Genomic DNA, 25,579 nt, shown 5'->3' on the forward strand with positions numbered 1-25,579 from the left:
TAAGGCTTTCAGCCTAGCGGTAGTTCTGCTGATAGAAGCGCTGGTATTCCTCCAAGTCTTTCGATTGGAGTAAGAGGGGCATGTTATCAATACCGATAACTAGGGTTTGGTAACCCGCACCGCGCAGTTTGCTCAGGGGCGATTGGGGGCCGCGCAGCTTCAGGGCATAGCTCTGCGCAACTTTCGCGCCGGGTAAAGCCTGGATCAGAACTAATTCCTGCGCGTCTCCAAAAGCCTGTTGCTGCACCTTGAGTTGGCTGGCTTTGTAAAAACGAGCATTGTAGGCCTCTAGTTGAGCTGGTAGGCCAGTAAGTGGTGCCGCACCTTTCGGGAATACCAGCACCACCATATGCTGCGTATTCTGATCTGCCTTGAATGGGGTTACTGGTTTGGCGGGTGCAGCCGGGGGGGAGCTGGCAACGGCCGCAGCCGGTGAAGCGGCTGCAGGAGCCTGTGTGGGAGTAGCAGGAGTAGGAATAGTAACAACAGCTGTATCCGTCGGCGGCGTTTTAGGCTGCGCGGGTAGCTTTTTGCCGCGGGCCCGAGCCTGGGCGGCCGCTTGCCGGGCTGCTTTCACTGGGTCAATCGGGGGCGTAGCTGGAGCAGTTGGTTTAGTGGGAGCAACAGCAGCTGAGTCTGTTGAGGGCACAGGTGAAACCGGCGTAGGCGTTGTGGTGGGTGCAGCCTGCGTCGGTTCTGCTGGTGTGCCAGCCTGGCCTACGGGCTGCTTGGGAGCGGCTACCGGCGCTGGTACTGCGGGTGCGGCCGGCGACTCATTTTCACCATAGAAAATACGCATCCGGTTTTCAACCTCGCCGGGGCGAAAAGCCGAAACAACAGGCTTGTCCATGGAAGCCAGTGCCCCCGTAATTTTCCCCGATTCGTACTCCTTGTACATCGCCATCAAGGAAGCGGCCTGTGGGGCAAGCGGGCTTTCAGGATAGTCTTTGTAAAACTTCTCCACTGCTGCTTTTGCCGTGCGCGGTGGCTGGGTGCGGATAGCTAGCAGCGTGTTGAGAAACGCAAGTCGGTCGTTGAGGTCGTTTTCTGGGTACTGCTTATTGGCTCGCGCCAGCACGGCGGTAGCCTTTTTAAACTCCTGCTTTTTATAGAACGTGAAGGCTGAATCTACTAGAATGCCCACCTGCGCATTAACCAGAGACGTGCGACGCAGGTATTCCGGGTCCGCTACCAGACGTGCATAAGAGGAATTGGCGTATTCCTGCCGCAGGCGTGCAGCATAGGCTTCGGCTTTGTCGGCCTCAGGCTTCTCCTTATAAATAAGGTAAAGAATATAGAGGGTCTCGGCGGTATGCGGGCCTTTGGGGAAGCGAGTGAGGAGTTTCTCGTAGGTGGCTGCCGCCGGAACAGGCTCTCGTAGCTGCTGATTGTAGATGCCGCCCAATTGGTAGAGTGCCTCCTGTACCTGAGCCTGCGAGGCCTGCATCTGGGCATCCGTAAGCGGCAGGTTCTGCCGATAGCTAGCTACTAGGCCCCGAAGCTGAGCTGCGGGGTCGGTGGCAGCGGCTGGCTGATCTACCAGACCCGGATTGTTGACGGTGCTGCTGCCTACTCCCGCAATGGAGACAGGCACGTTGCCCCCTTGCGGCGTAACGGGCGAGTTGCTGGCCTGTGTCACGAAGCGCCAGTTATCCTGCAGCGGCCGGTCGCCCCACTTCCGCAGAAACTCGCTGCGAGCCGTGCTCAGTGATGTTGGGTTATCGAAATACCATTTGGCGCCCGTGCTCATATCAGCAAAAGCCGCCGGATCCATGTTGGGCTGTCCGTCGCGGGCCGTACTCACGCCCGTGGAGGTCTGCAACTCGCGCTGTGCTTCCTTGGCTTGGCGGGCGGCTAAGGCTTCGGCCTGCTGTCGCCGCTTATCGAACTCTGTTTGGGCGTAGGCCACTAAACGGGTTCGTAGGGTGGCAGTATCCAAGCGAGCCAGAGTCTGCAGGCTATCCTGCGTCTCGATGATAGTCAGCTGCTGCGAAAAATCCTTTAGCGTAGCCGCCCGCTCGGCAATGGCGGCATACTCCGGCGCTTCCTTGGGCAATGCTTGTACCGTGCTGTCGTAGTAGGCGGCAGCCAGGCGGTAGCGCTGCAGGTTTTCGTAGTAGATGCGCCCCGCTAGCAGGTAGGTATAAGACTTCTGGCTCCGATTGGTTGAGGGCGTGCGGGCCGACTGCTGCAGCAGCGTCAAGGCCTCCGGGTAGCGCTGCTGCCGGTAGTTCAGCCGCGCCATCTCGTAATAAATCTTGTCCCGGTACTCCTTGTTTTTGTTGTCTTTAAGCAGCTTCGCAAAGTACTTGTCAATGCGGGCGCGGTCAGTCTGATTTAGGTCCGATACCTGGCCTAGCATCAGCTTGCTAAAGAAATCCAGCTCATAAGGCGGGTTCTTCTTCAGAATCTGGTTCAGCTCCGCATATGCTTTCTTGTCATCGCCTTGCGCTTGATATAGCTGGGCGAGGATATAGCGCGTGCGCGACTGCTCATCCTTTGGCGTGATGAGCGAGATAGCACGCTCAAGTTGGTCAATAGCTTTGGCTTGTTCCCCGACACGCAAGTAGTACTCGGCCCGCGTCAGGAAAAGCTCCCGCGCATTCAGTGGGGTGCCCTGTTCTTTATCCAGAATATCTGATACCGCTGCGGCACTTTCAAGCTCTTTGGTGGCCAAAAAAGTGCGCATCAGCCAAATCAGCGCCTCGTGGCGGACATTAGGATCCTGGCTGGTGGTGTTTACATATTTAAAAGTCTTGGCTGCGTCTTCGTACTCCGCCTTATAGTAGCGGGCTTTCCCCACCAATACGTAGCTGTCATCAGTCCAGTCGGAGCCAGGCCGGTGCTGAATCGGCAAGGATGCTTTCTTGATAATATCTTCCATGTCGGCCGCAATTCGGCCTACTGTTGCCTCATCAAGCGTCGGAAACAAGGGAAGAACTCGGTTGTAGTCGTTTGGGCGGGACTTCTCCAGCAGAGAAAGCTCTGTCGCCTTCATCTTTTCCCGCGCCAGGAAATAGGCATTGTCGCGGGCAACTATATTATCATAGGTGTGGCCTACCAAGGAGCGTCGCTCTGATGAGCAGCCAATGGCGCCCACCAGCAACAGCAAAACTGCAGTTGGCGCAAGTACTAGACGGAAGAGGGAGGTAGACGTCGGATTTGTCACAAGGCAGCTTAAAGGCTCGAAAGCAGGAGCAAGCAGAAAACGCGCTGTTCCTGCCTATTCGTTCGGAAGGAGTGGAGCTACTTCTGTAACGCAGCACTAGGGGTAAAATTACGGCATTAATTTTTGACCGTTGTCGGCGTCAGAATCCGGTGTTTCTCAAGTTCTGCGGGTGGCCTAGGCCAGGTATGCCAACCTGCTGGGCGTAACCTCGTACTTTTGCATCCCCTTTGGTAGCACCCACTATGCCAACTCCCACGCCCACACCACCTAAGCCCACCGATGACGGCTCCTCGCAGGACCGTTTGCGCAGCTTTGCCCGCTACTCTGGCATAGGAGTTCAGATGCTGGCTACTATTGGCTTGAGCACCTGGGCCGGCTACTGGCTCGATGGGCACTTCCAGAACAAAACCCCGTGGTTTACGCTGAGCTTGATGCTGCTAGGCCTGTTCGCTGCCTTATATAATGTGATTCGCTCGGTCACGAAAAACCAATAACTGTTCCTGTGAAGCCTTTCCTTCGTCCGTATCTGCTGTTCTGCCTACTCACAGGCTTCGTGCTGTATGCGCTCTACACGCAGTTCGGGCCGCGCATCATTCATCCGTTCACGGCCTATACGTTTGCCTTCTTCACCGTGCTTACGTTTCTGACCTACTGGGCTACCGCTAAACTGGTGCAGGCCAACCCAGAAAACTTTCTGGTGGCCTACTTCGGCTCCATGGTGGTTCGGCTGCTTTTGTCGCTTACGCTGGTGCTGGTGTACCTTTTTGCTGGTGGCGGACGCGAAGGTGATGGGCAGTGGGCTTTCCTAGGAAGCTTCTTTATCCTGTATTTTCTCTTCGCCGGGTTTGAAGTGTGGGCCGTTCTGAGTAACTTGCGCCCGTTTTCAAAACCGGGTGAAATCACAAAATGAAGATTTCGTGAATATATCCCTAAGCCCCTCTGAATGAAGCGCTTATTACTAGCACTCTTCTGTCTTATCTCGTTTTCCGTCTACGCCAACGAGCCGACGGCAACGACCGCAGAAGCCACCGACAAGGAGGCTTTCAGCCCCGGCGAGATGATTTTGCACCACATCGGCGATTCGCATGAGTGGCATTGGTTCTCGACCGACAACAATCATTTTACTACCTATCTGCCCATCATTGCCTTCCGTCCGGGTCAGGGTCTGTCGGTATTCTCTTCGCGTCATTTGGCCGAAGGTGAAGTGCATGAAGGCCTGAAGCTGGAGCACGAGCACCTCGTGTCGGAAGATGGTAGTAAGGTATACGATTTCTCCATTACCAAAAACGTAGCCTCGCTGATGCTGAGCGCTGCCGTGTTGCTGCTGGTGTTTACGGCCGTAGCCCGTGGCTATGCTAAGCGTGGCACGGGTGCCCCCAAAGGCATTCAGTCCTTCTTCGAGCCAATCGTTGTGTTCATTCGCGACGAGGTAGCCAAGAAGTCAATCGGTCCGAAGTACGAGCGCTACATGCCGTATCTGCTGACGATCTTCTTCTTTATCTGGTTTAACAACCTGATGGGCCTGATGCCCGGCGGCGCTAATCTCACCGGCAATATCGCCGTGACGCTGACGCTGGCTGTCCTGACACTGCTTATTACACTGTTCAGCTCCAATAAAAACTACTGGCACCACATCTTCGCCACTCCCGGCGTGCCGAAACTGTTGCTGCCCATCATGATTCCGGTAGAACTAATCGGTATAGTGGTGAAACCGTTTTCGCTCATGGTGCGTCTGTTTGCCAACATCACAGCAGGCCACATCGTGACGCTGAGCTTTATCTCGCTCATTTTCATTTTCCGCAGCTTGGCGGTTAGCCCCGTAACGTTGGCGTTTGGCTTGTTCATCAATATGCTGGAGCTGCTGGTAGCTATCTTGCAGGCCTACATCTTCACCCTATTGACGGCCATGTACATCGGTGGCGCAGTAGAGGAGCATCACGATGCCGACTACCAGATGGGTGGGGGCGATGGTGCCGAGCCGGCCCACACCCACTAAGCATCACATTCCCCTGATTTTTTTCGTTTTTCACTCCCCACAAACCATTTTTTATGCTTCTTTCTCTGTTGTTGCAGATTGCTAATTCCGCTGGTCTGGCTGTTTTTGGTGCCGCTATCGGTGCTGGTCTGGTTGCTTTGGGTGCTGGCTTGGGTATTGGCCGCATCGGTGGTCAGGCTATGGAAGCCATCGGCCGTCAGCCAGAAGCTTCAGGCAAGATCCAGACTGCTATGCTGATTGTAGCTGCTCTGATTGAAGGTCTGGCGCTGTTCGCAGTAGTAGTCTGCCTGCTGATTTCGTTCAAACTCTAGGGATAGAGGTAGTCTAAGAGCAGCCCGCTGCGCGCGTCGCTTCAGCGCACGGCGTAGCGGGCTGTCTTGGCTTTTCTGGTAACGCGAGGCGGCATTAGGCAAGAGTCCGCATTTTGCCCTTGCTGCCAGAGACGCCAGTATCTATCACTCACTACCTACTAGTTTCTACGATGCAAATTGTAACGCCCGAATTAGGCCTGATTTTCTGGCAACTGGTGATTTTCGGCATCGTGCTGCTGTTGCTGCGTACGTTTGCCTGGAAGCCCATTCTTGCTTCTCTGAAAGAGCGTGAAAGCTCTATTGAAGGCGCTCTGCGCATGGCCGACCAGGCCAAGCTGGAGATGCAGCAACTGAAAGCTGGTAACGAAAAGCTACTGGCCGAAGCCCGTCTGGAGCGCGACCGGATCATGAAGGAAGCCACCGACGTTTCCAACCAGCTGATTGAGCAAGCCAAAACCAAGGCTACCGAAGAAGGTAACCGGATGATTGAGCACGCTCGCGAAGCCATTCAGAACGAGAAAAACGCAGCTTTGGCCGAGGTGAAAAACACCGCCGCTAAGCTCTCCATCGATATTGCGGAGCGCATATTGCGCCGCGAGCTAACGGACCAGCCGGCACAGCAGCAACTCGTGGACTCGTATCTGCAGGAAGTAAAACTGAACTAAGAAGTCAGGAGCTAGAAGTCAGTAGCTTGAAGCCCAGTGTGGGTTTTCTGCTGGCTCCTAACTCCTAGCTCCTAACTCCTACAAGAATGTCTGAACTACGAGTTGCCTCCCGCTATGCCAAATCACTGATCGATTTGTCGGAGGAGCAGGGTACGCTGGAGCAGGTAAAGCAGGACATGGACTTGTTCAACACGGTGCTGAACGAGAACCGGGACCTGCGCCTCTTACTGCGTAACCCCATCGTCAAGCACGACAAGAAACTGGCTATTCTGCGCGCCGTATTCGGTAGCAAGGTGTCGGACCTCACCATGAAGTTCTTCACCATTATCACGCAGAAAAACCGTGAAAGCGCCCTGGAATACATCGGCGTGGAGTTTCTGACGCAATACAACCTGTTGCGTGGTGTGCAAGTGGCCGAAGTCACGACGGCTACGCCACTCAATGCCAGCACCCGCGAGCAGGTGTCTGCCCTGGTTCGCCAGCAGACTGGCCTACAGCAGGTCACGCTTACCGAGAAAGTTGATCCAGCGCTTATAGGCGGCTTCGTGCTGCGCGTAGGCGACCGGCTCATCGACGACTCGGTTAGTTATCGTTTGCGCAAGCTGCGCAACGAATTCTCGAAGAACCCCTACCAATCTCAACTATAAGCGTCATGGCAGAAGTACGTCCGGATGAAGTATCCGCCATTCTGCGGGAGCAGCTGTCTAACTTCAAAACCGAAGCCGAACTCGAAGAGGTTGGTACGGTTCTGCAGGTAGGTGACGGTGTAGCCCGCATCTACGGTCTGGGCAAAGCCCAGTCGGGGGAATTGATCGAATTTGAAAACGGGCTCCAAGCCCTCGTGCTCAACCTGGAAGAAGATAACGTAGGTGCCGTAATGCTCGGCGACTACTCTGAAATCCGGGAAGGCGCAACGGTACGTCGTACCAATAAAATTGCTTCCATTAAAGTTGGTGAAGGCATTGTAGGCCGTGTGGTAAACACGCTAGGCCAGCCCATCGACGGCCGTGGCCCTATCCAGGGTGAGGTGTACGATATGCCTTTGGAGCGTAAAGCTCCGGGCGTAATCTTCCGCCAGCCCGTAAACGAGCCCATGCAGACGGGTATCAAGGCTATCGACGCCATGATTCCAATCGGACGTGGTCAGCGCGAGCTGATCATCGGCGACCGTCAGACGGGTAAGTCAACGGTGGCTATCGATACCATCCTGAACCAGCGCGAGTTTTATGACCGTGGCGAGCCGGTATTCTGCATCTACGTAGCCGTAGGTCAGAAAGCATCGACGGTAGCTCAGGTAGTTAACTCCCTGACGAAGGGTGGCGCCATGGACTATACGGTGGTAGTGTCGGCTTCGGCTTCTGACCCTGCTCCGATGCAGTTCTTTGCTCCCTTCACGGGTGCTGCTATCGGCGAGTTCTTCCGCGATACGGGTCGTCCGGCACTGGTAGTGTACGATGACTTGTCGAAGCAGGCAGTGGCCTACCGTGAGGTGTCGCTGTTGCTGCGTCGTCCTCCCGGACGTGAGGCATATCCCGGTGACGTATTCTACCTGCACAGCCGCCTGTTGGAGCGTGCCGCGAAGATCAACGCTTCGGACAGCATTGCCCGCGACATGAACGACCTGCCCGAGAGCATCAAGCACTTGGTAAAAGGTGGTGGCTCCCTGACGGCTCTGCCGCTCATCGAGACGCAGGCAGGTGACGTTTCGGCGTACATCCCCACGAACGTAATCTCGATTACGGACGGTCAGATCTTCCTCGAAACTAACCTCTTCAACTCGGGTATCCGCCCCGCCATCAACGTAGGTATCTCGGTATCGCGCGTAGGTGGTAACGCGCAGATCAAGTCGATGAAGAAAGTGGCTGGTACACTGAAGCTCGACCAGGCGCAGTTCCGCGAACTGGAAGCCTTCGCTAAGTTCGGCTCCGATCTCGATGCTTCGACCAAACTCACTATTGAGCGTGGCCGTCGTAACCTGGAAATCCTGAAGCAGCCTCAGTTCTCGCCCCAGAAGGTAGAGGATCAGGTAGCTGTGATTTACGCCGCTACCAACGGTCTGCTCGACCAAGTGCCTGTAAACAAGGTGCGTGAGTTCGAGAAGGAGTTTGTGCAGGTAATGAACACCCGCCACCCCGAGGTGCTGCAGGCCCTGAAGGCTGGCAAGCTGGACGACACCGTTACTGGTGCCATCCGTCAGGTTGCCAAAGACCTGTCGGCAGTATACGCTTCTAAGTAATCAGTTGCCGGTTGCCGGTTACCAGTTGCCTGTTCAGAAATGAATGGATAAAGCAATGGTAACCGGCAACTGACACCTGCCAACCTATACAAAATGGCTAGCTTAAAAGAAGTCCGCAGCCGCATCACGTCGGTTTCAAGCACGCAGCAGATCACGAAAGCCATGAAAATGGTGGCCGCGGCAAAGCTGCGTCGGGCCCAGGATAACATCCTGCGTCTGCGCCCTTATGCGCAGCGGCTCAACAATATTCTGGGCAACCTGACGGCACTGGCTGGCGATGATGTGGTAAGCGAATATGGCGTAGCCCGCGACGTGAACCGCGTCCTGATTATTGCCATTACCTCTGACCGTGGCCTAGCGGGTGCTTTTAACAGCAACATCTTCAAAGGTGTTAACGCACTCATTCAAGAGCGTTACGCGGCTCAGGCAGCGGCTGGCAACGTAACAGCGCTGGCTATTGGCCGCAAGGCCCACGAGTACTACGGTAAGCGTTTTCCGCTGCTGGGTAACTACACGCACGTATTCGGCAAACTGTCGTTTGATACCGTGCGGGAAGCTGCCGAGCAAGCTATGGAAGGTTTCCGCACGGGCCAGTACGACGAAGTAGTAATGGTTTACAACGAGTTCAAGAACGTAGCTACGCAAATCGTGCGCGCCGAGCAGCTGCTGCCGCTGGTGCCTGCTGAGCTGCCCGCCAACGTTCAGGCTACGTCGAATGTAGATTACATCTTCGAGCCCTCGAAAGAGGAAATCGTGCAGACCCTGATTCCGCAGTCGATCAAGGTGCAGTTGTACAAGGCGGTGCTGGAAAGCAACGCTTCGGAACACGGCGCCCGTATGACGGCTATGGAGAAAGCCACGGAAAACGCTGGCGAATTGCTCAAGCAGCTCAAGCTGACCTACAACCGGACGCGTCAGGCGGCCATCACGACCGAGATTCTCGAAATCGTGGGTGGTGCTGAAGCGCTGGCAGCTAGTCGCTAAGCAATACTACGATTACAAAAGGCCCGCTTCCGTAAGGAGGCGGGCCTTTTTGCTTTCCGGGTGAGACTGACTGGCCTAGAATGATATTCGGTAAAGCATCCAATCGGCACGTCATCCAGAACTGCGAAGGATCTGTCAGGTCAGAACGAGTTGTTCCAGGTAGGTCGTGCCGACATGAGGAGATTCTTCGCAAGCTCAGGATGATGTACTTAACTAGGAAGTTCCTAGAGCTTAGCATACGTCTTTTCAGCCAGCTTCTTGCTGGGCTTGGGAGTTACGGGGGCTTTCTCCAGCAACTCCAATATCTGCGCGGGCGTGATGTCCTGGAAGTTTCTGATGACTTTCAGGGGAGCCTGGAATTTATCGGGCTTGATGGAGGAGCTGAGGACAATGCACCGCATACCGGCTTTGTAGGCCGCTTGCTCGCCCATGAGGGCATCTTCAAAAACCAGGCAGCGCTCGGGCGCAATTCCTAGCTTCCGGGCCGTCACGGTATACGTATCGGCGTGGGGCTTGCCGCGGTCTACATCGTCCTTGGTCACCACTACATCGAAATAGCGTCGCAAGTCGAGGTGGTCGATGATGTAGCCGATGGTGTCATTGCCAGAACCGGTGCCTAGGCCTATCCGGAAACCGGCGGTGCGAGCTTCTTGCAGGAACTTGCTGAGGCCCGGCATCTCGCGTCGCTTCTCCCAGTAGAGTGTGCGGTACAGAAATTCGCGCTGGTCGGCGTAGGTCTCCAACTGCTTCTTGGGAACTGGGTTAGTAAAAACGGTTTCCAGGATTTTGGTGGCCGGCATACCATTGAGGCGCCGCAGTAGCTTAAGCGCATTGGTGGTGAGGCCCAAGTCGCGGAACAGGAGTTGAAAGGCGCGGGCCTGGAAAGAGGTGTTATCGATTAGGACGCCATCCATGTCAAAAATGAGGGCGTAGGGGTTGGAATCGGGCATATCGGAAAGAAAATAGCAGGGGGAATACGCGAGGAACACTATGAGACTGGCCTACGGGGCAGCCCAGTGCTTCGGCTATTACGGCTGCAGAAGAGGTAAGTCCAGCCGTTGCCGCTTATCTTTACGGCCACTTATTTCAGCCGATGTAATTGCCTCGGTTACTTAACTTTCTTTCGCCTTGAAAAAACGCCTGAGCCTGTTGCTGGCGGCTACGTTGGCCCTGCCGGCTTTCGCCCAGAAATCCAATAAACCGCTAGACCGCCCGAAACTGGTGGTGGGAATCGTGGTAGACCAGATGCGCTACGATTACCTGTACCGCTTCTGGAGTAAGTACGGGAACGGTGGCTTTCGGCGGCTTTTAGGCGAAGGATTCAGCTACGAAAACGCCCACTATAACTACGTGCCCACCTACACCGGGCCGGGCCACGCCAGCATCTATACCGGTACTACGCCCTCGGTGCATGGCATTGTGGGCAACAACTGGCTGGTGCGCGAAGAGGGCAAGGGCACGTATGTGACGGAAGATAAAACGGTGCAGGCGGTAGGTGGCACGGCAGTAGCCGGCCAGCAGTCGCCGCGCCATATGCTCACGAGCACCATTACCGATGAGCTGCGCCTGGCTACCAACTTCCAGAGCAAAGTTATTGGCGTGTGCATCAAAGACCGGGGCTCCATTCTGCCGGCCGGGCACGCGGCCAATGCGGCCTACTGGTACGACGGCTCCAATGGTGCCTTCATTTCCAGTACCTTTTATCAGGCAACTTTGCCAACCTGGGTGCAGCAGTTCAACCAGAAGCAGCTGGCGGCGCAGTACCTGAGCAAGGCTTGGGAAACGCTGTTGCCCATAGCCCAGTACACGGAAAGCTCGCCTGATGATGTGGCTTGGGAAGGCGCCTTCAAAGAGGAAGCAAAGCCCGTGTTCCCGCACGACCTCCCCACGCTCAGCGCCGCGCCCATCACGCCCGTAAAGCAGAATATGCAGACGGAAGGGGAGAAGACGCCCGTGGCCACGCCGCGCAACCTCGACCTGATCCGCTCCACACCGTTCGGCAACTCGCTCACGCTAGACTTTGCGCTGGAAGCCCTGAAAGCTGAACAGCTAGGCCTACGCGGCCAAACCGACTTCCTGGCCCTGAGCTTTTCCAGCACCGACTACGTAGGCCACCAGTTCGGGCCCAATGCCATTGAAACCGAGGATACCTACCTGCGCCTCGACCGCGACCTGGAACGCCTCTTTGCTTACCTCGATAAGGTAGTAGGCAAAAAGCAGGTGCTGGTGTTTCTGAGCGCTGACCACGGCGCTGCGCACTCGCCCGACTTCCTGCGCGACAAGCGGATTCCGGGCGGCTCGGTGGGCCCCGGTCTCATGCGCGACTCCCTGCAGCGGAAGCTAGTAAGCCTGCACGGCCCTGGCCAGTGGGTGCTGAGCTACGAAAACCAGCAGGTGTACCTGAACCGTCCGCTGATTGAGCAGAAGAAGCTGGACCTTTACCAGATGCAGCGCGAAGTAGCGACCCTGATGACAGGCTTTGCCGGCGTCACGCGCGCCATTACGGCTGAGGATCTGCAGAAGTCGCACTGGGAAAGCGGCATGCTGATGTATCTGGAAAACGGCTACTTCCCTAAACGCTCCGGCGACGTAATGGTGGTGTTGGAGCCCGGCTGGCTGGAATCGTATCAGTACCCTATTAACAAGGGAACCACCCACGGCTCATCGGGCAACTATGATACCCACGTACCGATTGTGTTTTGGGGGTGGCACGTGAAGCACGGCGAGTCGTCGGCTCCCACCAAAATCACCGATATTGCGCCCACATTGGCCCAATGGCTCCACATTCAGGAACCGGATGGCTCAACGGGTACGCCCCTGCAGGAAGTGTTGTCGCGGTAAGAGCAGCAGGATGGGCTGAGGTTCACAAGCTTAGCCTCACCAACCCGACATCACTAAACGCAAAACCTGCGTATAATCACGTCTTTAATACTTACTACATACTACGCGGGAACTAGTCCGCGTCCACTTTCCTCTCACATGGCTCATTTTAACCCCTGGCACGACGTTGAGCGTGGCGAAAACGCTCCGGCCGTTGTGAACGGCATCATTGAAATTCCTAAAGGCTCTAAGGGTAAATATGAGCTGGACAAAGACAGCGGCCTGCTGAAGCTGGACCGGGTGCTGTTCTCGGCAGTGCACTATCCGGCCGCCTACGGCTTCATCCCGAAGACCTATTGCGACGACAAAGACCCTTTGGACATTCTGGTGCTGTGCTCGGTGGATATCGTGCCTATGTGCCTGGTTGATGCCAAAGTAATTGGCGTCATGCAGATGATTGACCAGGACGAGGAAGACGACAAGATCATTGCCGTGGCCGCCAACGACGTATCGGTGAACCACTACAACGATATTTCCGACCTGCCCCCACATACCCTGCTGGAAATGCAGCGCTTCTTTGAGGACTACAAAGCTTTGGAGCACAAGCATGTGAGTGTAGAGCGCTTCATGGGCCGCGAAGATGCGTACCGCATCATTGAGGAGAGCATTAAGCTCTACAACGAGACGTTCCCGAACGGCAATCCGCAGGATAAAGCCGATGTGCAGGAAGCTCTGAGCTAAACCGAAGTGGCCTAGCCGACAATTGAAACGCCTCGTTGGGTCTTAAACGGACCCAGGGAGGCGTTTTTTATTTTAGCAGGATAGCAAGCTCAGGCGTAGCAGCCTTTTGGGTGGTAGAACCGTACCTAGGCCACTATGCCGAAAAAGCCCTATTCCTCGCCCTTGTTGCGTTGGCTGTATGAGAACAGCCTGCTGTTGGTTGGTACAGTACTGGTTATCGCGACGTTAGCGGGCCAGATATTCACTGGCTGGCTCGATAACAACAGCGACCTGGAGGAGATGAATCTGCTCCCGCTCTCGCTAGGCCAGTACCTGACTTCGGGCCATTTTCTGGAGGCCACTTTCGAAAATTGGGAAAGTGAGTTTTTGCAGATGGCCCTGTACGTGGTACTCACCATCTGGCTGCGGCAGCGTGGCTCCAGCGAGTCGAAGAAGCTCTACGAAGAGGAAGAGGTAGACAAGGAGCCAGACCCTAATAAGAAGGATGCGCCCGGCCCGGTGAAGCACGGGGGCTGGCAGCTGGCCCTGTACCGTCGTTCCCTGAGCATTACGTTCTTTCTGCTATTCATCGGCGCTTTCTGGCTGCATGCTACAGGTGGGGCCGAGGTGTACAGCATTGAGCAACAGCATGAGGGCAAACCAGCCGTGACAACTATGGAGTACATGCAGACCTCAAGATTCTGGTTTGAGTCGTTTCAGAACTGGCAGAGCGAGTTTCTGTCCATTGTTTCCATCGTAGGCCTGTCCATTTTTCTGCGTCAGCATGGCTCGCCCGAATCGAAGCCGGTGGATGCCAGTAACGACGAAACCGGCGAATAGCCTTGCGGGCTTCTATCTTCGCGCTGGCCCATCAGCTTAGATGGTAACGCGTAATAAGTAGTATGCCCTCCGCTCACTCATCGTCTTCCGCTTCAGACCCTCAGCGCGGCCCTTCGGGACTGCAAGGCGGGCTGGATGCTGTGCTCTACAGCAGCACTTGGTTGGCGCTGGCGGCGCTAGGCCTCACCTGGGCCACCTTTCTGTTCTGGCAGGTGCACATTCCGTGGCGGCTGGGCACCATGATTTTCACGGCCACGCTGTTTCTGTATAACCTCGACAGCGTGCTGCCCTACAAGCACAGCCAACCCGTGGCGCTTTCGGGGCGGAAAAGCTGGATGCGGGCCCACCGGCGAAGCTTATTTTTCCTGGCGATGGTGGCGCTGGCGGTGGCGGGCGGCTTATTTCTGTGGGATGGCTGGCAACACCTGATTGGGTTTATCGGGCACCTGGCCGTTATCTCGCTGCTATACTCCTTGCCCATCGTGAAGGTGAAGGGCCGGTGGTGGGCCCTGCGCGACTTTCCGCTGCTGAAGGTATTCCTCATTGCCTATGTGTGGGCGGCCGTCACGGTCTGGATTCCGGCCTTGTACCTGCACCGGCCCCTGTTAGACCCAGTAGTGCTGGTACTTTTTGCCCGCCGTTTGCTGTTCATTCTGGCACTGGCCTTTGTATTCGATATTCGGGATTTCAGCAAGGATAAGCTGATAGGTACGCGCACATTTCCGGGCGTTTTTGGTGTGCGGGCTACCAAGCTGGTAGCTCTGGCGGCGCTGGTAGGCGCGGCGCTGCTGGTACCGGTCGGGATGCCGGCGCAGCACCAGGCGGTGTATCTGTTGCCGCTGCTGCTGGCGGGCGGCGTTATCTGGTTTGCCGATGAGTCCCGGTCGGATTATTACTTCGCTTTGCTGGCCGATGGGGTGATGGTGGTGCAGTTTCTGGTGGTATGGGTGGCTGGCATGTTTCTGACCTGACGAATGAAGTGTAGTTTGCAGCCGAGCCACTTCCCTCCGCTGCTATGCCCAGATTCCTCGCGTTGTTTGCTGTTCTCGGATTATTCGTTGTTGCTAAACCCGCGCTAGGCCAGTCGGCGGACCCGGTGCACTGGGTGAACCCATTGATGGGCACTGACTCCAAGCCGGAGCTTTCCCATGGCAACACGTACCCGGCCATTGCGCTGCCCTGGGGCATGAACTTCTGGATGCCGCAAACCGGCAAAATGGGCAGCGGCTGGGCCTACCAGTACAGCGCCGATAAAATCAGGGGCTTCAAGCAGACCCATCAGCCTTCTCCCTGGATGAACGACTACGGGCAGTTTGCCCTCATGCCCATCACCGGCAAGCTGCGCTTCGAGGAAGATGAACGCGCCAGCTGGTTCTCGCACAAGGCCGAAACTGCCACGCCCTACTACTACAGCGTGTACCTGGCCGACCACAACGTAACCACGGAAATAGCGCCCACCGAGCGTGCCGCCCGGTTCCGCTTCACCTTCCCGAAAACCGATAGCGCCTACGTGGTGCTTGATGCGCTGGATAGAGGATCCTACGTGAAGCTGTTACCTCAGCAGAACAAGATTATCGGGTACACCACCCGCAATAGCAAAGGCGTTCCGGCAAACTTCAAGAACTACTTCGTGCTGGAGTTCGACCATCCCTTTACCAGCACCACTATCTATCAGGATAAAAAGTTGGATGCGAGTGGCCTAGAGGCCCAGGCCAACCACACCGGCGCGGTAGTAGGCTTCCGGACGCGCAAGGGCGAGCAGGTGAACGTACGCGTGGCCTCATCCTTCATCAGCGCCGAGCAAGCCGAAATCAACCTTCGGGAAATCGGGCAGGATGATTTCGAGGCCGTGAAGCAGAAGGCCCGGCAGGCCTGGAATCAGCAACTCAGCCGAATTCAGGTAGAAGGTGGCTCTGATGACCAGCTGCGCACGTTTTATTCGTGCTTGTACCGCTCCCTGTTGTTTCCGCGCAAGTTTTATGAGCTGGATGCCGCCGGCAAGCCCGTGCACTACAGCCCCTACAACGGCCAGGTGCTGCCCGGCTACCTGTACACCGATACCGGCTTCTGGGACACCTTCCGGGCCCTGTTTCCCTTCCTGAACCTGATGTACCCGAGCGTAAATGCCCAGATTCAGGAGGGCCTGGTGAATGCCTATCAGGAAGGCGGCTGGCTACCGGAGTGGGGCAGCCCCGGCTACCGCAACATCATGATCGGCAACAACTCGGCCTCGGTGGTAGCTGATGCTTACCTGAAAGGCGTCCGCGGTTACGATATTAACAAGCTCTACGAAGCCCTGATTCATGGGGCCAACAACGCCGGCCCGATGGACGCCGTGGGTCGGGCGGGAGTGGCCTACTACAACAAGCTCGGCTACGTGCCCTACGATGTCAAGATCAACGAAAACGCGGCGCGCACCCTGGAATATGCCTACGACGACTTCACGATTTACCAGCTAGGCAAGGCGCTGGGCCGGCCGCAGAAAGAAATAAACGTGTACGCCAAGCGCAGCCAGAACTACCGCAACCTGTTCGATAAGCAAACCGGCCTGATGCGGGGCAAAAACCAGAACGGCAAGTTCCAGACGCCCTTTAACCCCTTCAAGTGGGGCGACGCCTTCACGGAAGGCAACAGCTGGCACTACACGTGGTCGGTTTTTCACGATGTGCAGGGCCTGATGGATTTGATGGGCGGCCGCAATAAGTTCGTGTCTACTCTGGATACCGTGTTTACGTTAGCCCCAGTGTTTGATGAGTCGTACTACGGAGAGGTGATTCACGAAATCCGGGAGATGCAGATTGCTAACATGGGCAACTACGCCCACGGCAATCAGCCCATTCAACACATGGTGTACCTCTACAACTACGCCGGGCAGCCCTGGAAAACGCAATACTGGGCCCGCGAGGTGCTCAACCGCCTCTACCAGCCCACCCCCGACGGTTACTGCGGCGACGAGGACAACGGCCAGACCTCGGCGTGGTACGTCTTCTCGGCGCTGGGCTTCTACCCCGTGTGCCCCGGCACCGACCAGTACGTACTCGGCGCGCCCCTCTTCAAGAAGGTGACCTTGAACCTGGAAAACGGCAAGCAGGTGGTGCTCAGTGCGCCCAACAACAGCGCCGAGAACCGCTACATCCAGAGCCTGACTGTTAATGGACAGGCCTACAACCAGAACTGGCTTAGTCATAAGGAGCTTATGCAGGGCGCTACGCTCGATTTCAACATGGCTCCTACGCCTAACACCAGCCGGGGCACCAGCCAAGAGGCCGCACCTTATTCCTTCTCAAAGCCGCGCCGGTAGCGTCGTGAGTTTGTGTAAGGCCGGGCCAATAAACCGCGCTATGTCGCCGGCTACTAGGCCTGCCTGGCCAGTTTCTTCGGCGGCTAGGTCGCCGGCGCGGCCGTGGGCATAGAGGCCTAGCAGGGCCGCATCGAGGGGGGAGAGGCGCTGGTCGGCGCGCAGGGCCAGCAGCAGGCCAGTTAGCACGTCGCCGCTGCCGCCGGTGGCCATGCCGGGGTTGCCGGTGCTGTTGAAGTAAAGTGTGCCATCGGGCGCGGCCAGGGCGGTGTAGGCACCTTTAAGCACGCAGTAGCAGCGGCGCTGACGGGCAAAGTCGCGCAGCAGCTCCAGACGGTGGTAGTCGTCGCGGGCCGGCTCGGTGAGGCGTTCAAACTCCTTGGGGTGAGGTGTGAGCAGCGTATCGGGCGGCAGCAGGTCCAGCAGCTCCCGGTTGGCCCCAAGCAGGTTCAACGCGTCGGCATCAATAATTAGCGGCACCTTGGCTTCGCGCAGCAGCTGCTCCAGCACATCTCGGGTGGCCGCTTCCTGGCCCAGGCCCGGCCCTATACCGATGGCGGCGTAGGGCTTCAGGTCCGGCAGCTCGGTCACAAAGTCGGTAGCTGGGTCGGTGAGGGCCATGGCTTCCGGCGCTGAACTCTGCAGAATATCATAGCCCACAGCCGGCACCCGCACCGTGAGCAGGCCTACACCGCCGTGCAGGCAAGCCCGAGATGCCAGCACAGCCGCACCTATTTTTCCGCGGCTACCCGCGAGTAACAGGGCATGCCCAAAAGTGCCTTTGTGGCTGAACTGCGTGCGTTGGGGTAGCCTGCCTGCCAGGAAAATTGCGTCCACGAAGTAGTTATCCACAGATGTATTGTGGATAAACTCGGTGCTCAACCCAATGGGCAGCACGTGCCACTGGCCTACAAAGGGCACATTCTGGTGCAGCAGGAACGCCAGCTTCGGCAGCTCGAAGCTGATGGTGTGTCGTGCCTGCACCACCACGCTGTCTGCGGGCTGAGGCGCATCGGTAAACAGGCCCGACGGTACATCTACTGCAATAATCCTCGCCTGGGCTTTGTTGAGGTGCTTGACTACTGCCGCCGCGTCGCCCTCTAGCGGGCGGCCTAGGCCAGTCCCGAACAATGCATCCAACACAATGCTGTGCGGGAGCAGGCGCGGCAGCTTCTGCGGGTTTAGCTCGGCGCAGGGTAGCTCCTCGGGCAGGTGTTGGCGGTTGTGGGTGAAATTGGGGGAGTATTTGGTAGCCGGCAGCAGCCACACGCGCACCTTGTAGTCCGCTTCATGCAGGTATCTTGCAGCGGCTAATCCGTCGCCGCCGTTGTTGCCGGGGCCGCAGAAGATGTGAATTTCGCCAGATTCCTCAGGCGCTACGCGTTCCATGAGCCAGGCGCTGAGAGCAGCAGCGGCGCGCTCCATCAGCTCTTCGGAACGGATGCCCTCAGCTTGGATGGTGGCCTGATCGGCTTGGCGGGTTTGGTCGGCGGAAAGGATTTTCATCGGTAGATTAATAACCAGTAGCTTGTCGGAGAATCAGCAACTGAAGTAGAGATGTATGCGGCAGCGGTGCACCATTGGCTTACTGGTCTTTCTGCTGGTGAGTTGTTCTGAAAAGCAGGAAAGCAGCACTGCGGCGCTGCCCCCGACGAATGCTAGGCCAGGCGCCAATGCTGCGGATGCTACGGCTGCGTCTCGTCCGGAAATCAAGCCTCAGGCCGTGCCGCTGGCGCAGATTCCGGCCCCACAACGGCTACCGGGCCAGCTGCTGGAAGCCTGGCGCTGGCAGGATGCTAATGGTGAAAACCTGCTGGTGGTATTTCGTGCGGTAACGCTATCCAATCAGCAGCGCGCTAAACAGGCGCACCCCGCTACGGCCCCCGACTCAAACGAAGTAGAGGAAATGGGTGACTTTGAACGCACCGCTCGCCTCATGGCAAAGCAATATGTGCTCAAGCAAGGGAAATACACCGTGCTGTGGCGCCTGCAAGATGGCGTAGCGGCCTGTGCTCTAGACATGACGCTGGGATTGAAGCCCAGCAGTACAACTATTACCGACCTAGACCAGGATGGGCAGGGCGAAACAACGTTGGTCTACACGGCAGCCTGCCGGGGCGACGTAAGCCCGGCTAGCTTAAAACTGATTATGCGAGAAGGCCCCGACAAATATGCGTTGCGCGGTTCTACCGTGGTGCAGTATGATTCGGTGCCCGTGTTGCAGCGGCAGCCTGCCGTGCCTTGCTGCGCCGAGAAGCTCAGCAAGGCCCAGCGCGAGCAGGGAGATGACGCCGGTTATTACGAGACAGAAAAGGAATTTCAGAGAGCACCGCCCGCTTTTCTGTCATTTGCGCGGCAGCAGTGGCAGAAATTCAGCATCGAAAAAGTGGAAGACCACACCGAGATATAGGAGTGTCAGGCAAGCATCTAGGATGCTTAACTCAGCCATAGTAAACTTCCGGCTGGGTTGGCGCGTTTGCACTAGCAACTGATCCTTCTGAACCAAGCTTCACAACCCATGCAAACCTGGAACGATGTAATCCGGCTGGCCAACCACGGCAGCCCGGCCCCCGATAAGCGAGTAGAAAAAACCGACGCTGAGTGGCGCGCCCAGCTCACGCCCGAGCAGTACCACGTAACACGCGAGCACGGCACCGAGCGCGCCTTCACCGGCGAATACTGCGAAGCCCACGAAGCCGGCCTCTACGCCTGCGTGTGCTGCGGCACCCCGCTTTACGACTCGCGCACCAAGTTCGAGTCGGGTACGGGGTGGCCTAGCTTCACGCAGCCCGTGAAGGAAAACGCCATCCGCTATAAGAAGGACACCAGCTACGGCATGACCCGTGTGGAAGTGCTTTGCAACACCTGCGACGCCCACCAGGGCCACGTTTTTCCTGATGGTCCGCCGCCCAGTGGCCTACGCCTGTGCATCAACTCGGCATCAGTGAAGCTGGTGAGCGAGCCAGCCAATGTGGCCTAGCACTGAGTTTTTCGGAAAGTATGTAACAGCCTCCTTGCCATTGGTGAGGAGGCTGTTGCTCTTTTAGAATGAGGCCGCGTACATAGGGCGCAGCACCGGAAAATTGACGATTTTCGCACCCCCTTTTGCTAACATGTGTTGGCAGACAGAACCACCCATTTCTCTCACGCTCTAGGCCACCCCACCCATGTCGCTACTTTTCAACGATTTCGCCAGCTGGAAAGCGCATTGCGCTGCCACCCAGGAACCACTCTACCAGCCCGTACTGGCCTACGAGATTGAGCAAAAGGGAAGAACTGAAGAGGAAATATGGAGTGGCCTACAGCGCGCCTACGACGTGATGCGCGATGCCGTGCACACCGGCCTGACCCAGGACATGACCTCCCGCTCGGGCATGGTGAACAATGGCGCCAAGAAAATTGCGGCCTCGCCGGTCACGGTGCTTTCGCCGGAGTTCAAGCAACTGATAACCCGGGCATTGGGTGCCAAGGAAGTAAACTCCTGCATGGGCCGCGTAGTAGCCGCGCCCACGGCGGGTGCCTCGGGTATTCTGCCCGGCGTGCTGGTTACGCTCCAGGATCTGCACAAGCTCCAGGACCGCCAGATTCTGGAAGGCTTGTTGGTGGCGGCCGGTATTGCCCTCATCATTGAGCAAAATGCCTCCTTGGCCGGCGCCGTGGGCGGTTGCCAGGCCGAAACCGGGTCGGCAGCGGCTATGGGCTCGGGCGCTATTGTGTACTGCCTGGGCGGCTCCGTGGAGGAAACCTTTGCCGCCGTTGCCATCACCATCCAGTGCATGCTAGGCCTCATCTGCGACCCGGTGGCGGGCTTAGTAGAGGTGCCGTGCGTGGTGCGCAACGCTTCGGCGGCGGCCATTGCCTTCTCGTCGGCCCAGATAGCCATTGCCGGCGTCGATCCAGTGATTCCAGTAGATCAGTGCGTGGCGGCCCTCGGTGAGGTAGGCCAAAGCATGGAAACGCGTTACAAGGAAACTGCCCTGGGTGGCCTGGCTAATACTACGCGTGGCCGTGAAATTGAGAAAATGGTGCTGGTACAGGACGTACAAATTCTGCCCGACGAAGACGACCAGTAGGTGGCCTAGGCCACCTGGACTGCTGATTAAATAGGCTTGGTTTCTGGTGCCATGGTCAGTTTGGCCAGAAAGGTAATGGCGTGCGTGTAGCGTGTGCGCAGCTCCTGGTACTTGGCCCATGCGGCGGTTTCGTTGGGGTGCAGTGGTAGGCCGGCTTCCGTGAGCTTCTGATAAGCCGCGCGAAAATCTGCGTGATGTGGTGTGCTGTCGGGCGTGTACTCACTGAGTGCCTTTGGGGCTTCCGTTTTGGCGGAGTTCTCAAAAAAGCGGGCTACGCGGTTGATGGCCACGCAGCCAGCCTTAAAACTCATCACCATGTGCGGGTCGCGGGGCAGGTTCACGGTGCTGATGAGCAGGGCGGCGGTGTCCAGCATCAGATCGGCGGCGCTTACCCACGACCGGCCCGGCTGTGGAGAGCGGAAAAAGGATAGAATGGGTAAGGAGGTGTGGGTTTCTTCGATATCGACAAACCACTGTTCCCAGTGCTGCCAGTGCGAGCCCTTCTCCAGCATATCCGCTTCCTGCAGCCACAGCAGTAGGTCTACGGCCGAGGCCTTTAAGCCCGCCCGCAATTCCAGGCGCGCTACCAACTGCTCCCGCCGCGAGAAAGCCTGGTAAATGGTGGGCAGATAAGAGATGAGCAGCGTAAGCAGCAACAGGCCTAGCGTCGCCTCCGAGTACGACATGATGTTGGCCAGTCCGTGCTTGCTGGGTTCTTCCGAGCCCAGCGTAAGCAAAGAGCTGTTGCTGATACGGTAGCAGCGCTCCAGGTCGCCTTCGCCAAGCGCCCAGTAACACATGGTGTAGCCCAGGCTCACCACGCCCAACCACACAATGGGCAGGGCCACGAGGCCTACGGGCGCATACAGGGCCATTACTTTGTCGCGCTGCTCGTAGGTCTTGCCCAACGAGGCCATGCCGTTGAAAACGCGCCTGATTCCCTGGAACACCCAGTTGTTGAGCAGCACCGACTCGTTGCGGGGCAGCACGAAAGACCGAATGGCCGATAACACGGTGTAGGCCACCAAAAATGCGCCGACCGTAAAGGCCAGCCCCTTAATCCCAATATCCAGCATGTAGCAATACACAACACGCGGCAGAACTACCGCCCGACTTGTACTACACTGGCGGGGCTGAGGTTGGCCAAGAGCCTGAGAACCTTGCTACTTGGCAACAGGCCGCGCCTTCCAGAGCTGCTTAAACGACTTGGGCGCAATCTGGACGGCCTCGCGGCGTTTGCTCCAGCCGGTCTGGCCCAGCAAACGGCTCAGTACCCAATTCTTTGCTGAAGCCGGCGCCAAATCCCACACCCAGCGGCGCTTCATGCCGTGCAGCCACAGCGTAATGGCGCGTTGCTCTTCTTTATCGGAAAGGCCTTCTTCTACACTCTGCTGGCGGTTTTTGAGCAGCAGGTTATGAATCGGAATCTTGACCGGGCACACGGAGGTACACGCGCCGCACAGGCTACTAGCAAAGCTCAAGTGCTTGTTTTCGGCCATGCCGCTCAGGTGGGGCGTAATGACGGAGCCGATAGGGCCGGAATAGGTAGCCTCGTAGGTGTGGCCGCCGATGTTCTTGTACACCGGACAGATGTTGAGGCATGCGCCACATCGAATGCAATTGAGGGCCTCGCGCTTATCAGGCTGGGCCAGCAGGTTGGTGCGGCCGTTATCGAGCAGAATCACGAACATCTCCTCGGGGCCATCCTTTTCCAGGGGCTGGCGTGGGCCGGTATAGATGGTGTTGTACACCGTCACTTGCTGGCCGGTGCCGCTGGTGCTGAGCAAGGGCCAGAACAGATCCAGGTCCTGCAGGCGCGGAATCACCTTCTCGATGCCCACAATGGCAATGTGCGTTTTGGGGAAAGTGGCCGAAAGCCGGGCGTTGCCTTCGTTTTCTGTCACGGCAATGGCGCCCGTATCGGCAATAATAAAGTTGCCGCCCGTAATGCCTACCTCGGCCGCCGTGTACTTATCGCGCAGCAGGTGCCGGGCTGTGAGCACTAGCTTCTGGGCGTCGTCGGTATACTCAATTCCTAGGTGCTTCACGAAGATATCGGCAATATCGAGCTTGCTTAGGTGCATGGCCGGCGTCACGATGTGGTAGGGCCGCTCGCCGTTCAGCTGCACAATAAACTCGCCCAAATCCGTCTCCACCGACTCAATACCGTTCTTTTCGAGGTATTTGTTCAGGTGAATTTCCTCGGTAGTCATGCTCTTGGCCTTCACCACGGTACGGGCCTTACGCCGATTCATGATTTTGCCGATTTCAAAAAGCGCTTCCTCCGCATTCTGCGCCCAAATCACTTTGCCACCCCGCGCCGTGAAGTTCTCCTCAAACTGCAGCAGGTACTGATCGAGGTTGTTGATAGCCTGCGACTTGAGGTAAGAAGCCCGCGCCCGCGCCAGCTCATGGTCAGCATAGAAGCCTAGGCCAGTCTGCACGGCCGCGTTGTACTTGCCAATGTTGAACCGGATTTTGCGCCGGTGCTCCAGGTCAAAGGCCTTGTTGTCGGCATCGGCCAGAAACTGCGTGGCCTTGGAAGGGGAGAGGGTCGTCGGGTTCATAGCAGCACAGATAAATCAGCAGGTAGTAGCAAAGATAAAAGTCTGCAGTCTGCAAATAGTTTCTAGGCCACTTATCTGAGCGGCAGTGGCCTAGGATGGAGCTAGAATACTTGAAAATCAAGAACGTGTCATGCTGAGCTTGCCGAAGCATCTCTATCGGAGCTAATCAGTTGAAGTTAGCACTGCGGTAGAGATGCTTCGGCAAGCTCAGCATGACAACGGTTTTGTTCTAGGCCACTCTCAAGCCGTAAAGGCTTTACTTCACCACTACAGCAGGGCGCTGGTCGCGGTTGGCTAGCTCCCAGGCGGTGTGGAACACGAGGCGGGTGCGCTGCTCCAGTTTATCAAACGCAATGCGGTCTACATCATCGGTGGCTTTGTGGTAGTCCTGGTGTAGGCCACTGGTGTAGAAGATTACCGGAATGCCCTGGCGTGCGAAGTTGTAATGGTCGGAGCGGGTGTAGAGCTGCTCGGGGTCGTTGGGGGCGTTGTATTTGTAGTCGAGCTTGAGGCGCGTGTAGCGCTTGTTGGCAGCCTCATTGAGCGCGTGCAGTTCCGGGCTGAGGCGGTCTGAGCCAATCAAATACACATAGTCACCTTTATTATTATGGTGTGGATCGTTGCGCCCGACCATATCAATGTTCAGGTCGGCGATGGTGCGGACTAGGGGCGCTACGGGGTTGCCGGTGTAGTATTGGGAGCCCAGCAGGCCCTTTTCTTCGCCGGTATTCAGCAAAAACAGAATGCTGCGCCTGGGCCCGTGGCCTTCCGCCTTGGCTTTGGCAAACGCATGGGCCAGCGTCAGTACGGCACTGGTGCCGGAGCCGTCGTCATCGGCACCGTTGTAAATGGTGTCATTCTGAATGCCCAGGTGGTCGTAGTGTGCCGAGATGACCAGCACTTCATCCTTCTTATCGGTGCCTTCCAACAGGCCTAGCACGTTTTCCGAGATCAGCTCGTCGCGGGTTTGCGGGATGGAAAACGTGAACGGCTGCGGCTGAAAGTTGACTACCGGCGGCTTGCCGCTGCTGTAGCTGCTCAGGACATAGTTCTGCAGGGTTTCGTTGGTGGTGCCTAGCATCGCCAGGCCCAGATCAACAGACGTAATGTAGGTGCCAATGCCTTCTGGTGGGGTATCGGCCAGCGCTTTCGCATCAAGCGGCAATACGGGCGGTTTGGCCAGAGAGTAAGCGGGCTCCGCTAGATAGTCCTTCAGGCCGGCTCCCATCGACTCAAACTGCGCGGTACCCGCAAACGTCACAACTATTACGCTACGGGCGCCTTTATCGCGGGCCAGAGCAGCTTTGCGGTAGCCGGAGCCCCAGGTGCTTTCCTGTTTGCCGCCGGAAAGTAGGTAATGGTCGCGGCCATCGGTGGGCTCGCCCTGCAGCACTATCACATCCTTGCCCCGGATGTCGGGCTGGTTGGCGTAGTCGTTGTAGCGGTCAGTCTCAATTCCGAAGCCCAAAAACACAGGCGCCGCTGGCGTAGGTGTGCGAAAAACGGAGGGGCCAAACCCAAAAAAATCGCGCATGCAGTCGAAATAGCGCCCATCAATGCTGAAAGAAGCATAGCCATTGGGCGCAGTGCGCACCAGGCCAAACGACTGCCAGTAGGGGTTTTTCGATTCCGTAACGGGGCCGCGTAGGCCTAGCGTTGCGAACTGCTTGGCCAGATAGTCGGCGGCTTTCTTCTGGCCGGGCTGGCCAGTTTCGCGGCCTTCGTAGGCATCCGAAGCCAGCTCCGTAAGATGGCGGCGCAAGTCGGCGGCCGTGACGGTGGCCGCAAACCGCACGGCCGGATCGGGAGTGGTAGCCGGAGCCACACTTCGTTGCTGAGCCCAGGCCCCCGAAACGCACGTGAAACCGAGGAATGCAGAGAATAGAAGTTTGTTCACAGA

Annotated in this window: 22 protein-coding genes; 16 read left to right on the plus strand and 6 right to left on the minus strand. The window is 57.2% G+C overall.

What is annotated here, in order from left to right; translation table 11 throughout:
• Positions 1-13: 13 nt before the first annotated feature.
• Entirely contained in the window at positions 14-3,112 is a 3,099-nt protein-coding gene (porW, locus tag CFT68_RS19430; protein WP_088845345.1) for a type IX secretion system periplasmic lipoprotein PorW/SprE, read from the minus strand.
• A gap of 299 nt (positions 3,113-3,411) precedes the next feature.
• Between porW and CFT68_RS19435 the strand changes: the two genes are divergently transcribed.
• The 8 genes from CFT68_RS19435 to atpG all read left to right on the plus strand — a co-directional run bounded on the left by CFT68_RS19435 (position 3,412) and on the right by atpG (position 9,361).
• Positions 3,412-3,663 (plus strand): AtpZ/AtpI family protein, encoded by a 252-nt coding sequence (locus CFT68_RS19435; protein WP_088845346.1) that lies wholly within the window; start codon positions 3,412-3,414, stop codon positions 3,661-3,663.
• 8 nt (positions 3,664-3,671) lie between these two features.
• Positions 3,672-4,079 (plus strand): hypothetical protein, encoded by a 408-nt coding sequence (locus tag CFT68_RS19440; protein WP_088845347.1) that lies wholly within the window; start codon positions 3,672-3,674, stop codon positions 4,077-4,079.
• 33 nt (positions 4,080-4,112) lie between these two features.
• Positions 4,113-5,165, plus strand: a complete 1,053-nt coding sequence (atpB, locus tag CFT68_RS19445) for a F0F1 ATP synthase subunit A (protein WP_088845348.1) — start codon at positions 4,113-4,115, stop codon at positions 5,163-5,165.
• 53 nt (positions 5,166-5,218) lie between these two features.
• On the plus strand, positions 5,219-5,476 hold the full coding sequence (gene atpE / locus CFT68_RS19450; protein WP_088845349.1) for an ATP synthase F0 subunit C: 258 nt from the start codon (positions 5,219-5,221) through the stop codon (positions 5,474-5,476).
• A 170-nt stretch (positions 5,477-5,646) separates the two neighbouring features.
• Entirely contained in the window at positions 5,647-6,141 is a 495-nt protein-coding gene (locus CFT68_RS19455) for a F0F1 ATP synthase subunit B (RefSeq protein ID WP_088845350.1), read from the plus strand.
• A gap of 86 nt (positions 6,142-6,227) precedes the next feature.
• On the plus strand, positions 6,228-6,788 hold the full coding sequence (gene atpH / locus CFT68_RS19460; RefSeq protein WP_088845351.1) for an ATP synthase F1 subunit delta: 561 nt from the start codon (positions 6,228-6,230) through the stop codon (positions 6,786-6,788).
• A gap of 5 nt (positions 6,789-6,793) precedes the next feature.
• The gene (gene atpA, locus CFT68_RS19465) at positions 6,794-8,377 is read left to right on the plus strand and encodes a F0F1 ATP synthase subunit alpha (RefSeq protein ID WP_088845352.1); all 1,584 of its coding nucleotides are present in this window, start codon (positions 6,794-6,796) and stop codon (positions 8,375-8,377) included.
• A gap of 93 nt (positions 8,378-8,470) precedes the next feature.
• Positions 8,471-9,361, plus strand: coding sequence for an ATP synthase F1 subunit gamma (gene atpG, locus CFT68_RS19470; protein ID WP_088845353.1), 891 nt, complete (start codon positions 8,471-8,473; stop codon positions 9,359-9,361).
• Between the two features lie 224 nt (positions 9,362-9,585).
• Here atpG and CFT68_RS19475 read toward each other — a convergent pair whose 3' ends face one another.
• Positions 9,586-10,311, minus strand: coding sequence for an HAD family hydrolase (locus tag CFT68_RS19475; RefSeq protein ID WP_088845354.1), 726 nt, complete (start codon positions 10,309-10,311; stop codon positions 9,586-9,588).
• Between the two features lie 178 nt (positions 10,312-10,489).
• On the opposite strand from CFT68_RS19475, the gene pafA reads away from it, so the two are divergent.
• The 5 genes from pafA to CFT68_RS19500 all read left to right on the plus strand — a co-directional run bounded on the left by pafA (position 10,490) and on the right by CFT68_RS19500 (position 17,042).
• Positions 10,490-12,202 (plus strand): alkaline phosphatase PafA, encoded by a 1,713-nt coding sequence (pafA, locus tag CFT68_RS19480; protein ID WP_088845355.1) that lies wholly within the window; start codon positions 10,490-10,492, stop codon positions 12,200-12,202.
• 138 nt (positions 12,203-12,340) lie between these two features.
• A complete protein-coding gene (locus CFT68_RS19485; protein ID WP_088845356.1) occupies positions 12,341-12,922 on the plus strand; it encodes an inorganic diphosphatase in 582 nt (193 codons plus the stop codon).
• A gap of 135 nt (positions 12,923-13,057) precedes the next feature.
• Positions 13,058-13,741: a DUF6766 family protein gene (locus CFT68_RS19490; protein WP_245815454.1), complete on the plus strand. Its 684-nt coding sequence runs from the start codon at positions 13,058-13,060 to the stop codon at positions 13,739-13,741.
• Positions 13,742-13,803: 62 nt separating this feature from the next.
• The gene (locus CFT68_RS19495; protein WP_088845357.1) at positions 13,804-14,712 is read left to right on the plus strand and encodes a UbiA family prenyltransferase; all 909 of its coding nucleotides are present in this window, start codon (positions 13,804-13,806) and stop codon (positions 14,710-14,712) included.
• 44 nt (positions 14,713-14,756) lie between these two features.
• Positions 14,757-17,042 (plus strand): GH92 family glycosyl hydrolase, encoded by a 2,286-nt coding sequence (locus tag CFT68_RS19500; RefSeq protein WP_088845358.1) that lies wholly within the window; start codon positions 14,757-14,759, stop codon positions 17,040-17,042.
• On the opposite strand, the gene CFT68_RS19505 is transcribed toward CFT68_RS19500, so the two are convergent.
• Positions 17,025-18,545, minus strand: coding sequence for an NAD(P)H-hydrate dehydratase (locus tag CFT68_RS19505; protein ID WP_088845359.1), 1,521 nt, complete (start codon positions 18,543-18,545; stop codon positions 17,025-17,027). The two genes, CFT68_RS19500 and CFT68_RS19505, sit on opposite strands and share 18 nt — an antisense overlap.
• Positions 18,546-18,600: 55 nt before the next feature.
• On the opposite strand from CFT68_RS19505, the gene CFT68_RS19510 reads away from it, so the two are divergent.
• The 3 genes from CFT68_RS19510 to sdaAA all read left to right on the plus strand — a co-directional run bounded on the left by CFT68_RS19510 (position 18,601) and on the right by sdaAA (position 21,112).
• Positions 18,601-19,449, plus strand: coding sequence for a M949_RS01915 family surface polysaccharide biosynthesis protein (locus CFT68_RS19510; RefSeq protein ID WP_088845360.1), 849 nt, complete (start codon positions 18,601-18,603; stop codon positions 19,447-19,449).
• 108 nt (positions 19,450-19,557) lie between these two features.
• Positions 19,558-20,019, plus strand: coding sequence for a peptide-methionine (R)-S-oxide reductase MsrB (gene msrB / locus CFT68_RS19515; protein WP_088845361.1), 462 nt, complete (start codon positions 19,558-19,560; stop codon positions 20,017-20,019).
• A 187-nt stretch (positions 20,020-20,206) separates the two neighbouring features.
• Positions 20,207-21,112, plus strand: coding sequence for an L-serine ammonia-lyase, iron-sulfur-dependent, subunit alpha (gene sdaAA / locus CFT68_RS19520; protein WP_088845362.1), 906 nt, complete (start codon positions 20,207-20,209; stop codon positions 21,110-21,112).
• A gap of 26 nt (positions 21,113-21,138) precedes the next feature.
• Here sdaAA and CFT68_RS19525 read toward each other — a convergent pair whose 3' ends face one another.
• From CFT68_RS19525 to CFT68_RS19535, 3 genes are all read right to left on the minus strand, one after another.
• Complete coding sequence (locus CFT68_RS19525) at positions 21,139-22,188, minus strand: hypothetical protein (protein WP_088845363.1); 1,050 nt, start codon at positions 22,186-22,188, stop codon at positions 21,139-21,141.
• Between the two features lie 87 nt (positions 22,189-22,275).
• A complete protein-coding gene (locus CFT68_RS19530) occupies positions 22,276-23,679 on the minus strand; it encodes a LutB/LldF family L-lactate oxidation iron-sulfur protein (protein ID WP_088845364.1) in 1,404 nt (467 codons plus the stop codon).
• 256 nt (positions 23,680-23,935) lie between these two features.
• Positions 23,936-25,576, minus strand: a complete 1,641-nt coding sequence (locus CFT68_RS19535; protein WP_141106636.1) for a M28 family peptidase — start codon at positions 25,574-25,576, stop codon at positions 23,936-23,938.
• Positions 25,577-25,579 lie beyond the last annotated feature (3 nt).

Origin of the sequence: Hymenobacter gelipurpurascens, assembly GCF_900187375.1 — a bacterium.
Classification (GTDB): domain Bacteria; phylum Bacteroidota; class Bacteroidia; order Cytophagales; family Hymenobacteraceae; genus Hymenobacter; species Hymenobacter gelipurpurascens.